This is a genomic window from Novosphingobium sp. LASN5T (genome assembly GCF_003856955.1).
GTDB lineage: Bacteria > Pseudomonadota > Alphaproteobacteria > Sphingomonadales > Sphingomonadaceae > Novosphingobium.
Map to the genome: position 1 here is coordinate 1 of NZ_RQSI01000071.1, position 13824 is coordinate 13824.

Genomic DNA, 13824 nt, shown 5'->3' on the forward strand with positions numbered 1-13824 from the left:
GGATGCCAGTCTGATAGAGTGGCTCGACACCCTATGAAATAATGTGAAGGACGTGGCGAAATGTTCCCCGGTATTACGGGCGTTCGCCGCGTTCCTGCGCATTACCGCGACCTCGCGATAAGCGATCATCCACGCCAACCTGCGCGACGCGCTGGAAGCCACGCGGATCGTTGACAGCGAAACCGGCGGGACGCTCAACTCCGGTGCCAAGTCCGCAGCGCTGTCGATCTTCGAGGGAACCAAGCAGCGCTTCTTCGCGCAGCTGCTTCTGTCGATGAAGCTCCCCAGCATGCTGCCCGCGATCGATACGGCGATCGCCGATGGGCATGCCGTTGTCGTGCAACTCGTGTCGACGGCAGAAGCCATGCTCGACCGCCGGCTTGCCGATCTGTCGGACGAGGAACGCGAAGCGCTGGAGATCGACCTCTCCCCGCGGGAATACATCTAATGTTGAGCTCAACATTACACATATTCTTTGCAGTCGCAGTTTATGTCGAGCGTGGTGGCGGGAGGCGCAGGTTTCCTTCGGTTTTCCATGATTTCACTCCAGATAATTACGATTCCCTCGACCTCAACAAGTCGAAGGAACCAACATGCGATCAAGATCATCATTGCCGTTTCGAGCGGCCCCGCTCCGGGTCGAAGACCCGCCCAGTCACGGCGCCCTTCTCACCGCATTCCTCTCCTCTCTGTCGCTCGACGAGAAGTCAGGCTGTGCGGTTCTGTATGGCGCGGCGGTCCGCCATTTCCTGCATTGGCTGGGCCTGCATAAGATCGCGATCCGCACGATTGACGATCGGGCTGTCCGGCGGTTCGAGAAGCATGGGTGCCGGTGCCACCGGTATTCGGCGCAGCAAGCGCACTACAAGGCTGACCAAGCAGCAAGGGTCAGGCGCTTCGTCCGGTTCCTGGAAGATCAAGGCTACGTCGAAGTCGACGACGGGATCGACGATCTGCCACGGCACCTCGCCGACTATTCCGATGCGATCGATCGCCTGCAACTTGCCGAGGGACCGGCACAGGCCTATCGGTCCGAGGCCGAGCATTTCGTGGCCTGGCTTCGCATGGCGCGGCGCCAATGGATCGAGATCGATGACGCGATCATCGACCACTATGCAGCGCATGATTGCCGATGCCCGGTCTGGCGCAAGCGGGGCAAGCTGGTCGCAACGGGCACCAAGCGGCGGCGGCGATGCGCACGGCACTTCGTCGAGTTCCTGCGAGGCCGGGGCGCCATCCCATTGGTTGAACCGGTGGCGGACGATGACCCGCACATGTCGGCTTACTTGGCATGGCTCAAGCAACACCGCGGCGCCACGGACGAGACGATCCGGCGCTACCGGACTGATATCAGACGGCTCATGCCAATGCTGGGCGAGCCTGCGCAATGGGATGCCGCCGGACTCAGGAGCGCATTCCAACGACGAAGCAAGGAGACGCCGGGCTCGGCATCGCTGCTCGTCACGATAATGAGGAGCTACATCCGGTTTCTGGTCGTGCGTGGCGAGTGCCGGCCGGCTTTATTGCATGCAGTTCCATCAGTGCAGCGCTACCGCCTTTCGACGCTGCCGCGCCATGTCGACCCGGCAACGATCGAGAGGATCATTGCGGCCTGTCCGACAGATCGTCCTGTGGAAGTCCGGGACAAGGCCATCATTCTCCTGCTCGCCAGGCTCGGCCTGCGGGCTGCCGATATTCAGGACATGCGTCTCGACGACATCGACTGGCGATCCGGCCACCTGACGGTCAAGGGCAAGACGCGTCGACCGGACCGCCTGCCATTGCCGCAGGATGTTGGCGACGCGATCCTGGCATATCTTGCGGCAGCCCGCCCGAAGACCGCCGAAAAGCATCTGTTCCTGCGTGCCCAAGCACCGTTTCGGCCATTCCGCTCGTCCGCTGAGATCGCGGGCATCGTCGCTCGTACGCGCGACCGCGGTGGGATCGAAGGAGTGCCGACCGGGTCACACATATTCCGGCATTCGCTTGCCACCAACCTGCTGCGCGCAGGCGCAGGCCTGGAGTCCGTCGGGACCATCCTGCGTCACAGCTCGCCCGAGACCACTGCCATCTACGCCAAGGTCGATCTGCCGATGCTCATGAAGATCGCGCAGCCCTGGCCGGGAGAACAGTCATGCTGAACATCCACATTTCCAGATACGTCACGCTGCATCGCAACCTGGGTCGCAAGTATTCCGAACAGGACCGGATGCTCCGCCAGTACGCTGCATACGCCGAGGGTTTCGGCGATCAGCACACTCAGGTCCAGCGCATCTACGACTGGTGCCACACGTCGAGCTCACAATATGTGGCTCGCCGGAGGTTCGACACCGCACGTAACTTCAGCCTTTTCGCGCACGCCGAAGATTCAGGCCACGAAGTTCCGCCTGCCGGCGTATTCGGCCGGGGCAAGCGGCCACGCCCGACGCCGAAGATCATTGAACCGGACCAAGTGCGGGCGATCATGGCTGCTGCATTGGACGTTCCACCCCAAGGCACGATCAGCCCATACACGTACCACTACCTGTTCGGGCTGCTGGCGGCGACAGGTCTCCGGATTTCTGAGGCCCTCGCATTACAATGCAACGATCTGGTCGAGGATGGCTTGATCGTCCGCAACGGCAAGTTCGGCAAGCAGCGGCTGATTGCCTTGCAGCCGTCGACCCGTCAGGCGCTCGAAGCATATCTCGCCACCCGGGCAAGGCTCGGCGCCACGGGCAATGACCTGTTCGTGACCATCCGCGGAAGAGCCCCCCATAAAGTGCGCGCGCACATCGTGTTCGTCAGGCTGGCCCGACAGCTTGGATACCGCGGACCAACTGGAACGGCCGGGATGCGGCTACACGACTTGCGGCACACTTTCGGTGTGCTGCGTCAACAGGAACTTTGGGAAGCATACAAGCTAACGGAGTAATCCGGAAAAAGTGGCCGAAAAATGGGGACTTGCGGTGCATGCTGCCCCCGAAAGGGGACGCTAATCGAGGGGCGGCCCCGAACAAAAGTTCGATCCTTGTTCCGGTTTGGGGACCAAATAGCCATCATCGGTCCACTTGCTCAGCACCAAGGAGCGACTGCGCTACCATAAGGCGGCGGGCCATGATTTCCTTCAGTGCAACCGGCTCTTCGATCACCAGATCGCCAGCCCATGCGAATAAATGGTTGGCCAACTCCAATAGGCCCCCGGAGTGAAAGCGCACCCGCAGTTCATCGCCGTCCTCCTCCAACTGCTGATGCGGATGAAAGCGCCAAGCCCTTGCGCGTTCGACGGCATCAGGCCGAACACGCAGCACTATGTCGTGACCATCCTCTCGCCATATGCCAAAACTATCAGCCAGCCATACATCGAGATCCCAGTCTTCCGGCGGACAGCCAAGGACATCGCTTTGGCGAACTTGATCCATCCGGTCGAGGCGGAATAGGTAAGGCAAATCGTCGCGGTCAGGCCGCTTGCCCAGCACATAAGTGATCGGGCCATGGATCAAACCATAGGGCACAATTCGGCGCCATGAGGCGCTGGCGGCACTATCGGGCGAATAGTCAAACTCGACGCATTGGCCAGTGAGGATCGCTGCCTGGATAGTGGTCAGATCCTTTGGCGAAGCGATGACCGCCGGTCCTGCCGCTACGCGTGAGCGTTGCAGACGGGTGAGTAGATCAAGATCGTTGTCCAGTCTCTGCCGCTCACGGCTATCCAGCGCTGCCTTGATCTTGGCAAGAAGGCTGCGCAGGCTTTCGACTTGGGGGGTCCCGTCGCGTTGCCCGGCGTCTACCACAGCCTGCAATGCAGCGACTTCCTGCGCGTTAGGCCTTGTATAGGCGCGACCAGGGCTATCTTTAATACGGAAGCGCTTGGAACGCCCCTCGATCGAATCATCGAGATCGAAGTGCATCTGGATGACATTCCGCATCCGCTCGACGGTACGGCGCTTGACGCTTACCTCGGCTGCCATTTCATCCAGCGTCAGCCCTTCGATGCTCTCGGTCAAGGCGCGTACGAGGTGAAGGGTGCGATCAAGGTTGCTCATTCGATTGGTCATGACTGGCATGGCTATTCTGCAAGGTTTGGGAGGGAAAGCCAAATTGAACGCCGTAGAGAACCTATGACCGATTTTGACGCATTGGTGTGCTCAACCGTTAGCAGACATAAAATGCCGCCCATCCCTGGAGAACCTTGATGAAGTGCTTACACCTGTTGTCGCCCGTTGCCATCATTCTCGCAACGAGCGCAGCCCATGCCGCCAGCAAAACCCCCTTTGAGCGGCGCTACAGCGAAACCTATAATCGATGCATGGACACTGGTGACGCGGCCCAAGGCATCACGAGTGGCATGATTGCCTGCACCGAGGCCGAGCGACACTTCCAGGACGGCAAGCTGAACCAGGCCTACAAGATGGTCATCTCGCGTCTGCCCGCGAGCAGGCAGGATGATTTGCGCCGATCAGAGCGCAATTGGATCAAAGCGCGGGATTCAATCTGCGCGAAGGAATTGACCGGAGAGTTTGTCGGCGGGTCGATGAGCCATGTCACCTGGCTGGGCTGTCTAATGGACGAAACCATCAAGCGGACGATGGCGCTTGAGCAATATCGCTGAGTAGCGAACGCAAATATTGGCTTGCTGCAACCGCCATATCTGAATGGACGTGACATGAAATATCTCGTCGAGCTTTTGTTCGGAATCGGCTTTTTCGGCCTCGGGGCTATCGCACTTTCGTTCTTGCTGCGTTTCCTTCTGCTGGCGTGGGCGGTGCGCCTTGCGGGCCGCATCATCCAGAGCATCATGGGCTTCGTCAATCGACTGTGCCACGCGCTGATCTTCGTCCTCGGCCCCGCTGTGCTCGGCGGATTTATCATTGGCGTCGCCCTTCAGTCGGGCGCGAACCTCACCTCCAGCAGCGGCAATTCCTCTGCCGATCCGACACAGCCAGTTCTGCTGGCCTTCCTCAGCTTCTTTGTGATTGTCGCGTTTCGTGCCTGGCAGTGGAGTAAGCGCAAAGATCGAACCAGCCGCGATTTGCCAGCGACCAACTCCAGCAAGCTCCCTTCGACCAAAGATCGATTGATGGCGGGCGCATGGGCGCGCGCCATGGAGTTGGCCCCGACGCGGCGTGATGACCTGCTGGATGCACAGGCAGCCTGCTCCGCGCTACTTACCGCGGTGGAATTGGGCGAGAGCCTGCCGGATGAAGCAACAATCGAGACCGCAACGCTGATCCGCGACCACCTTGTAGCACTAATTGCCAGTACCGAGCGACACCTGCGCGGCGAGTCCGGGTCCCAGAAGGAAGGGACCATTCCCGAGATGGTGAAGTATTTGTTGGCTTTTGGCGATCGGGCAAGGCGGGACCTGTTGGCGATGAAAGCGAAGGCTGACACTCAGGACGCAACGATGCGAACCCATCTCGCAACCAAGCTTTTTCAATGAGTCTCGAGCGTCATTCGCATGTCAAGCCGATGAAATTGATCGACATACGTAAGCTTGCGATGCACAAACAAGTTACAAGCGAGGCACCCAAAATGAGGCGTTCTTTCATACTGGCGATCATGCCGTTTGTGGCAATTTCATCCGCGATGGCGGAGGTGCCGCATACCTGGCAGACCTATACAAACGGGCGATTTGGATATTCGGTATGCTATCCTGCCGATCTTCTGCGTCCGCAGACGGAATCCGGAAATGGTGACGGTCGGATGTTTGTTGGCCCGCACGGGACCAAATTGCTGGTTTGGGGCGGCTGGAACGTGATGGAGCAAAGTGTTGCTCAGGAAAGGGATGACCGCGCCCGCGAATTCATCAATTCTGGCTATACGGTCAGCTATCAGGTGGTCCGCCCCGACTGGTTCGTTTTGTCAGGCAGTGGGCGTGGCAAGAGTTTTTACCAGCGTATGATCGTCACTCATGACCGGGAAGTCGGCTTCTCGATTGAATATCCTGCTGCCGATGCCGCGCTGTGGAACCCCGTCGTCGCGAAGTTGTCGCGTTGCTTGACAAGATGACAATGGATAGTATCCCAGCACCGAAAAGGGCTATTCTGTAATTGCATCGCTTACCTGCTAATATTTCAAAACTTAATGATGAAGGATTTGGGCTCAATCATGAGAACGACTACCTCCGGAAACCTTCCCGTTGCCAGAAATTTCGTAGCGACAAACTCCGGGAATGAGATTGCCCCCGGCTTGTTGGGCAAATATCGCGAAGTTCTTATGTCGAGCCTAATTACCAGTTGTGGTCTGGATGCACTGATATTTCGCAATGATGAGGTGAATGGCCACGTTGACACTCTGCACAATGTAGCTGAGAGTCAAAAAAATGGCAGAGAGCCTGTTTTCAAAAAAGATTCTCATAAAGTGAATTATGAGAATCGTGGTGATTATGATTCCACTCAATATCATAGCGATAAGTCGTATATCGATAAAGGCAAGGAGTGGAACCAACTCCGTGATCAGGGGAAATTGATTGATCGATATACTGGAGAACCGATCAAGCCCGGACAAAAATATGATCGGGATCATGTTGTCGCAGCAAAGACGATCCACAATGATGCACAGTTTTCGCTTTCAGGATTGGACAGAGTCGCAGCGGCGAACTCGGATCTAAATTTGGCTCCGACTGATCGATCCATCAATCGTTCGATGCAGGATAAATCGGCTGCTGAATATCAAGCATATCAAGCCGAGAAGGCGCCTGAGTGGCAGCGTGAGCTCGCTACTTTGAAGGCATCAGTTGCAGATGGTAGCGCACCAGAAGGTGCGGAGAAGAAAATTCATACTTTAGAGCAAGGGCTAGCTGCCGATGCGCAGCGGGTTCAGCAAGCGGAAGATACGTCGCAACGAGATCAAAGCCGTAAACATGCCAGCGCGTATTATCGCAGCAAGGATTTCCTTGGCACCACAGCATGGGAGGGGGGAAAAGCTGGCCTAAAAATGGGCGCAAGACAAACTTTCGGTCTCGTTCTGATGGAAGTCTCGATTGCCGTTCAAGAAGAGTTCCCGGCGATACTGGAAGAGTGGCGACAGGCACCTGATTGGAAAACGCGTCTGGATCCTCGCCCCTTGCTTGAGCGCGTGACAGCTGCGGTGCGAGTTGCATGGGCTCGGGTGAAAGAAAAAGTCGGTGACCTTTTAAAAGTGGCCGGATCAGGGTTTGCAGCCGGAATGATGGCCGAAGTCATGACAACGGTTATCAATATTTTTGCTGGTACGGCCAAATCAGCCATGCGCATATTGCGTAACTTCTGGGCGGGTATCGTAGAGTCGATCAAGATCCTTACCTTCAATCCCGATAATTTGGGTGCTGAAGACAAATTGGCCGCTGTTATGCGCATTTTGTCGGTGGCGGTCGGCGGAATGATCCAGCCAATCGTGGCTGAAGCCATTGATAAATTGCTGCTGCAATACCCATTGCTGCCTAGCTTTGTGCGGGAGGTCCTCTCTCAGTTTGCAGGCGCGGCGCTAGGCGGTATCGTAAGCGTGTCGCTGGTCTATGCCATAGACCATTCACCTGTTGTCGCAGCCATCGTCGCGGCAGCCAAGAAGGCTGGCGAGTTCACAGATGCTGTTTATCAAGAGATTGCTGAACTCACCGGCCTAGCTTGGCAAGCTCTTAAAGCGGCGCCAGCGGCTCTAAACGAGATGGCAAAATCGCCGGCCGTTAACCTTGCCGCCTTCGTTGCTTGCCCTCCGCTAGGCGCAGCCATGCTGGCTTATCGGGCGGTTTCCAACATGCAAGAAAACGCCACACGTCAGCAGGCGGGGCTAGAGCGGATCGAGATGCGGCTCTCCAGCCTGAACACCACGATTCAATCCGGGCTGAAAACCATTGAAGCTCTTGCTCGCGAAAATAACGCCATGTTGCATTTCGTGCTTCAGAAGCAGGATCAGCAATTGCTCTTGCTAAAGGAAATTCGAGACGAAATTGCACAAGGCTTCGACCAAATGCACATTCAAATGCGAGAAACAGCGCTCGAAGCAGCAGATCGCTTGACCCTGCATGCGCTGCAGAACACACTCAACGCTCTTTTGACCCAATATCGAGATTGCGCTTCGGTATTGGCCGGCGGGAATATGCCTAGCGAGAGAGATCTGGCGTCAATTGGCACTTTGTCTGTCGAATTGAATGCTCAGTATCAGACTCGCTTCAACGCCCAATCTGCAGGCGCTCCCGCTAGGTTGCCGCTTCTTGCAGGAATGGCCTTTGCACTCAGCGCCAGACGCGACGCGATGGCTATGAATGGCGAGGACCTCGCCATATGTGAGGTGGCCGCACAGCGGCTTGCCGATCTGGCGCGGGGTGAATTGCAGGCACTGAATGCAAACGCCTCATTCTGGCAACTTGCTGAGACCAACTCATGGCTAATCGGCCAGTATGTTGTTTTGCGACGCGCCTTGATTGCCATGCCGCTCACCGAAGTTCGTTTCCCGGCGGTAGCCAATGATGGCGCCAGCTTCACAATGGCCGACATCACAGTGGTCGGCTGGAGTGATGGATTGGAACAGGCACGTGATCTTTTCGATCAGATCAAATCCAATCCAGATATGGACACCTTGAAGCTTCAAAACGTTTCGGAACGCGATGCTTGGCGCAATCTGTATAATCTCCCGCGCGGCCAGATCGTCCGGGAGGTGCCCATGGTGAAGTTCCGTGAGAAACTGGGCATCCCGGCGAGCACCCCCTTGAGTCAGGCTGCCGGCGAATTGCTTGCGCTTATTCCTGAAATGATCGAGGAAAACCGTAAATTGATGGAGCGTGAGCTAGCCTGAGCGGGCGCATGGCCATTTAATCACGGGGCGTGATATAGCCGGTTCTGTCACGCCCAATTTTCTGTATCGCACCATTCAACTTCAAGGTTTTAAAATGAACACGATTACCAAGCCTGGTGATGTCAAATTGATGCTCGAGATTGTTGCGAGGGACTGGCTCCAAAGACGGAAGGAAGTGTTAGCGCTTTCCGCTGCTATTTCGGCTGACCTTAACGCAAGACTGTCAAACGCCGATCGTAACAATCTCGCTTTTATGGCGGATCGGTTTGGCGATGCCGTGCAGGATTTGACGGATAGGGCTCGATCACCCGAGCTTATCCTGGCTACCACAGGTACGACCAGTTCGGGCAAGAGCACCTTGGCCAATTTCCTGATCGGTGATGAAATTCTGCCTTCTGCTGTGCAGGAAATGAGCGCTGGCCTTGTCACCATCAGCCATCATGCGCAGCGTCATACGCTAACAATCCCATCCACGCGCGGCGCAACTTGGGAAACCGGCGTGTGGGATAACCTTGAGGCGGCAGAAGTTCGCAACAAACTCGAGCACACAATGCACCTCTATCGCGAAGCCACGCAAGTAGATTCGCAGATCGAGCCGGTCCGCTTTGAGATCGATTGGCCCATTCGTCTTGCACGGCAGACTACTCGCCTGATGCTGCCGGAGGGTACCCGCATTAAATTGATCGACTTGCCAGGCCTGAAATCGATTGGCGATGCGTACAATGGCAATGTGATACGTGACAACATTCGTGAGGCTCTGTGCCTTGTTGCTTATAACGCCGAGGAAACCGACAGCGACAAGCAGCGCGAGTTACTTACTCAAGTTGTCGCGCAGGTCATGGCCCTGCGCAATTCGCCCCAATCGCTTGGGCGGATGCTGTTTCTTCTCAATCGTGTCGATGCCTTTACGCGAAACCAAGACCCCGAGCAAAGCTTGACCGATTTCAAGGAGGCCATCACCCGCCAATTGCGGGATAGGCTGTTGCAGTCTCTGCCGGAGGAGCAGGATGTCATCAACATGATCGAGCCCTGCACCATCTCGTCACTGCCGGCGCTATGGGCGACGCAGGCGATCAGCGACCTCGGAGAGAGTAGTGCGCTGCTGGAAAAGATTGAAAAGCATTTCGGAGCCATGTTTCCGGGAAAGTACTTTCACTCATATCCGCGTGATTTTGCGGATTTGAGCGAGGATCAACGCCGCCACCTGACGGATGACACGCTCCGCTATGCGAAGGCTGATGCATTCGAGGAGGCGCTTATCGAGCATATCGGCAAGCATCTGCCTGAAATCGTACTGAGCGGTGCGGTCAACAAAGCCTTTTGCACCGCCGGTATGCTTTTGGCAGAACTCGACCGTCTGATCGAAGCTAATGTTGATAGGACAAAGGATGAGGTGGACAAAGCAAAGGCCCTACTGAATGAGGCGGAAAAGAAGCTTCAGGCCGAAGCCGACAAGGCATTTGCTATGTTTTCAACTCTCGCAAAAAACTCAGGAGAGAGCTTTGACCTCCAGGATCTCGGCCAGGCACTGAGCGACATCGAAAAGTATCTTGGTTTTCCGCCCGAGAAATTGACCGCCATCCGTGACGTCCAGTCTGACTCTGTGGATTCGCCATATCGTCAAATGAGCGATTTTTGCGACGCGGTTTTGAGGGGAAAGAAGGTGGATCCCGGCAGCATTGCCGATGTGGGCAATTTCAAGGAGCTTCAGGCATCGCTCGAAAGACTTGCAGAGAAGTCTTATCGCGAAACCTTGCTGCAAGGCGGAAAATTGCCAGACGATGCCGAAGCGAAGCAACTGGCAGAAGCGCTCAAGCATTTTGCATCCCAATTTGTGCATGCCATGACCGATCTGTCACGAATGGCCGCTAACAATGGCGGAGAGCGCTGCGCCATTGCATTCAAAATCGTGTGTGAAGCCCTGCTTGACCGTTTGCAGAAAGAGGGAAACTTACAACTTGATCAGGCAGGCTGCACCTTTGAAGGCCTGCGCACTGTCTTTCAGATCAACGTAAAATTCCCACCCTACCAAAGCGTACCGCTCAACTTCGATTTTAGAATCAATTCTGAGCAACGATTGGAGCAGAAAGACCAATCTGGAGCGTTCAGAGGCTTTTTCGCTTGGCTCGGCTTGATGGAGCGCGACATCAAAATCGTTGAGCACAAGGAATTGGTGATCCTCCCCTTGGGTGAGATGCTGAAAACCATCTATGAGGGCATCGCGGGACAGCAAAGCAAACAAGGCAAGCTTCTACGGCAAACTATTAGAGAGTACATCACTGGGAATATTCGCATTTTCGGAGATGAATTGCGCAATAGCATTGATCAACAGATCAATGGATACATTGCCGCAATAGATCACAGTGCTTATGAATTGGAAGACCAAAAACGCGAAAAATTACAGTCTCTCGCGGCCTATAAGGATGCCGTGACACGCATTCTGCGTGAACAGGAGCATTGGAACGAATGGAACAATTCCATCGCGCATGTTGATGCAGAAATGGTGTGACGCGGGAGTACCAGAGTAATGCTTCGGAATAGGTCAAAAGATATGGATCAGCATTCAACATATTTGACAGTTGGCGCCATTGGCGCAGCCCTTCTGGCTGCTCTGTTAATCGTTTCCAAGTGGATCAAGAATTCCGCTGGGCAGGACGACGTTCATCAGGCACGTGAGACGATATTTGCGGCTGTGGTGAAATCGGAAATGGTTCGGACCAAGGGGCAAAGCCCCGATCAGGCTGCCGATCTCTTCGCCCAAGCCTCGAGTCGGTGGGTGGGTTCGGCGGAAAACTGGGCGAAAATAGCAGGGGCACACGGTCTTTACGCACTAGAACACGCCCCCCAGGTGGATGGAAAGGACGTCATTGTCCTTTACGCGGCGCCCTTGTCTGGTCCACTCCCATCCAATCGGTTAGATATTATCAGCAAGGTTCAGGAATTGGCCGAACGAGATCGTTTGGTTCGGGCTGGCCTGCTGGATCGACCGGCAGCGTTTAACACTTTACGGTCAGGTTTCAGCGTCGGTTAGCTAACGGTTCCAGTACCCTGTGGGTATCGGATCAACTAGCTTGCAGTACTTTTCGCGCCGCATCCGGCAGCCCGGCAATTACCGAAAGATAGGCGCTGGCGGTAGCATCAGGCTGCCGCCGGCCTTGCTCCCAGCCCTTGAGCGTTGCCAGCGGGATCCGGTATGCGCTGGCAAAGGCCTGCTGCGACAGGCCCAATTCCTCGCGGATGGCGCGCACGTCTGGCACATCAATGGTGTGGACGCGCGCCACCTGGCCCACGCCCTGTGCATGCGCCGCAGCCTCAGACATGGCCGCGATCAGATCGTCACCAAAGCTGCTCATCATGCGTCTCCTTCGGCGATGCCCGCCGCTGTCTTGATGATCGCCGCAAAATCGGCGACCGCCTTCTTCTCGTCCGGCGTCAGGTCGGTGGCCTGCGCCTTGGCATAAGCCAGCAGCAGGTAGAGCGGGCAACCCGAGTGATAATAGAAATAGATCACCCGCGCGCCGCCGCGCTTGCCACTTCCCGCCTTGCCCCAGCGCAGCTTGCGCACACCGCCAGTGCCTTGGATCACGTCGCCCGCTTCAGGGTTGTGGGCGACGTAATCGACCAACTCAGCCAGTTCCGCCTCGCTCCAGATCTTGGCCGCCGAGCGCGCGAAGATCTGCGTCTCGGCGACGGTGATGGGGCGAGTCTTCATGTGTGGCATGTACGTCATTGACGCCCAATCTTCAAGGAGAATTGAGACCTATCTCCCGCCAGCCAATGCCAGCTCGATGGCCTGCCCGATTTCCTCGGCGGCATCGATCAGATGGGCGTCGTCGAGGTGAGCATAGCGCGCCGTGGATTGGATGCAGCGATGCCCCAACAGCTTGCCGATCATAGGCAGGTTCTCGCGATTCATGACGGCGTGGCTGGCGAAGGTATGTCGCAGATCATGCAACCGGAAGTCCCTCAGCCCGGCGGCATCGCGGACGAGCTGCCAAGCCGCGCCAACCGTGCTGATCTGCCTGCGCAATCGCTCATTCCAGAAGATCCAGGGAACCTTGGGCGAACGCGGATGTCTGGCCAGCAGATCGACCGCCTCTTGCCCCAGCCAAACGGTGCGCGCCCCGGTCTTGCTATCGCGAAGCTTGAGACGGTTGCCGCGCAGGTCACTCCATTGCAGCGAGAGGATTTCACCGCGACGGCACCCCGTCAGCAGCAGCAGCGTGATCGCGACCGCCTGCGAGCGCAGGCTCTGATCGGCATGGTCGCGCATCTCTGCCAGCGCCGCACCAAGGCGCGTCATTTCGGCTTCAGACAGATGGCGCGTGCGCATCACCTTGCGATTGCAGCGCACGGCATAGCAGGGGTTGGTGTTCTCGACGCGGTAACCCCACGCCTCAGCCTTGTTGAGCGCCGCGCGCAGGATGTCCATGCAACGGTTCGCCGCGCCAGGCCCGGCATTGTCAGTCAGAGCCGCAAACCACTTGGCCACATCAGCCTCGGTCAGGCTGTCGACATAGATGTCCTTGAACGCCCCATCGATATGGCAGCGCCGGTAATCGGTGGCGGTGGTGAGCGTGGATGGTTTCCACGATGCTGCGCATTTCTGCCAATATTCCTTCAGGAAATCGTCCATGCGCGGGGCGCTGCGAATGCGCTCACGGATCGTGGCAGGATCGTGGCCGACGCGGGCGTGGGCGATAACGCGGCGTGCGACCATGGTTGCCTGATGGCGTGTGAGCACGGTGGCCGGGCCGATGGTGATCGTCCGCACCCGCCCGCCCATCCGCGTCTGAACGATATAGACATGGCGCCCGCTGGCGTAGTGGCGGATGCCGAAGCCGTTCTCGATTGCCAGCCATGTGGTGGTGCGCGGTCGGCCCCGCTGGGCGCGCGACAGCTTGGGATCGACGCCAACCTCGGCCAGCGCTTTCTCGACCACCGTATCCATCCGGCGGGGGCCGCCTTGTCTGGGTAGGTAGCGAGCGCTCTTAAGCGTGCTCTTAAGAGTGTGCTTTGGAGCGGTCGGTGGGTCAGGTGACGGTATTTTCGGGGCCAGAGCGGCGCCGG

The 13824-nt window shown here is 57.0% G+C and carries 12 protein-coding genes and 1 pseudogene; 9 read left to right on the plus strand and 4 right to left on the minus strand.

Going from position 1 to position 13824, the window contains the following annotated elements; all coding sequences use genetic code 11:
* Positions 1 to 121: 121 nt before the first annotated feature.
* From EH199_RS22650 to EH199_RS22660, 3 genes and pseudogenes are all read left to right on the plus strand, one after another.
* Positions 122 to 448 (plus strand): annotated as a pseudogene (locus EH199_RS22650) (methylase); the annotation flags it as partial.
* A 145-nt stretch (positions 449 to 593) separates the two neighbouring features.
* Positions 594 to 2141 carry a tyrosine-type recombinase/integrase gene (locus tag EH199_RS22655; protein ID WP_016510927.1) on the plus strand — a complete coding sequence of 516 codons (1548 nt, stop codon included), beginning with the start codon at positions 594 to 596 and terminating at the stop codon, positions 2139 to 2141.
* Entirely contained in the window at positions 2135 to 2914 is a 780-nt protein-coding gene (locus tag EH199_RS22660; protein WP_124811340.1) for a tyrosine-type recombinase/integrase, read from the plus strand. The genes EH199_RS22655 and EH199_RS22660 overlap by 7 nt, the downstream gene beginning before the upstream one ends.
* 124 nt (positions 2915 to 3038) lie before the next feature.
* On the opposite strand, the gene EH199_RS22665 is transcribed toward EH199_RS22660, so the two are convergent.
* A complete protein-coding gene (locus EH199_RS22665) occupies positions 3039 to 4025 on the minus strand; it encodes a YafY family protein (RefSeq protein WP_223806871.1) in 987 nt (328 codons plus the stop codon).
* Positions 4026 to 4174: 149 nt separating this feature from the next.
* On the opposite strand from EH199_RS22665, the gene EH199_RS22670 reads away from it, so the two are divergent.
* The 6 genes from EH199_RS22670 (at position 4175) to EH199_RS22695 (ending at position 11785) form a co-directional block, all read left to right on the plus strand.
* Complete coding sequence (locus EH199_RS22670; RefSeq protein WP_124811341.1) at positions 4175 to 4591, plus strand: lysozyme inhibitor LprI family protein; 417 nt, start codon at positions 4175 to 4177, stop codon at positions 4589 to 4591.
* A 54-nt stretch (positions 4592 to 4645) separates the two neighbouring features.
* Positions 4646 to 5422: a hypothetical protein gene (locus EH199_RS22675; protein WP_124811342.1), complete on the plus strand. Its 777-nt coding sequence runs from the start codon at positions 4646 to 4648 to the stop codon at positions 5420 to 5422.
* The gene (locus EH199_RS22680; RefSeq protein WP_124811343.1) at positions 5419 to 5991 is read left to right on the plus strand and encodes a hypothetical protein; all 573 of its coding nucleotides are present in this window, start codon (positions 5419 to 5421) and stop codon (positions 5989 to 5991) included. Before EH199_RS22675 ends, EH199_RS22680 begins: the two co-directional genes overlap by 4 nt.
* A gap of 99 nt (positions 5992 to 6090) precedes the next feature.
* Positions 6091 to 8754 (plus strand): hypothetical protein, encoded by a 2664-nt coding sequence (locus tag EH199_RS22685; RefSeq protein WP_124811344.1) that lies wholly within the window; start codon positions 6091 to 6093, stop codon positions 8752 to 8754.
* Between the two features lie 94 nt (positions 8755 to 8848).
* Positions 8849 to 11263: a dynamin family protein gene (locus EH199_RS22690; protein ID WP_124811345.1), complete on the plus strand. Its 2415-nt coding sequence runs from the start codon at positions 8849 to 8851 to the stop codon at positions 11261 to 11263.
* 42 nt (positions 11264 to 11305) lie between these two features.
* A complete protein-coding gene (locus tag EH199_RS22695) occupies positions 11306 to 11785 on the plus strand; it encodes a hypothetical protein (RefSeq protein WP_124811346.1) in 480 nt (159 codons plus the stop codon).
* 31 nt (positions 11786 to 11816) lie between these two features.
* Here the strand turns inward: EH199_RS22695 and EH199_RS22700 are convergent, their stop codons facing one another.
* Genes EH199_RS22700 through EH199_RS22710 form a run of 3 tightly spaced genes read right to left on the minus strand, consistent with a single transcriptional unit; the run spans position 11817 to position 13705 of the window.
* Entirely contained in the window at positions 11817 to 12110 is a 294-nt protein-coding gene (locus tag EH199_RS22700; protein ID WP_223806872.1) for a DNA-binding transcriptional regulator, read from the minus strand.
* Positions 12107 to 12466, minus strand: coding sequence for a type II toxin-antitoxin system RelE/ParE family toxin (locus EH199_RS22705; RefSeq protein ID WP_223806873.1), 360 nt, complete (start codon positions 12464 to 12466; stop codon positions 12107 to 12109). The genes EH199_RS22700 and EH199_RS22705 overlap by 4 nt, the downstream gene beginning before the upstream one ends.
* 48 nt (positions 12467 to 12514) lie before the next feature.
* Entirely contained in the window at positions 12515 to 13705 is a 1191-nt protein-coding gene (locus tag EH199_RS22710; protein WP_124811348.1) for a tyrosine-type recombinase/integrase, read from the minus strand.
* Positions 13706 to 13824 lie beyond the last annotated feature (119 nt).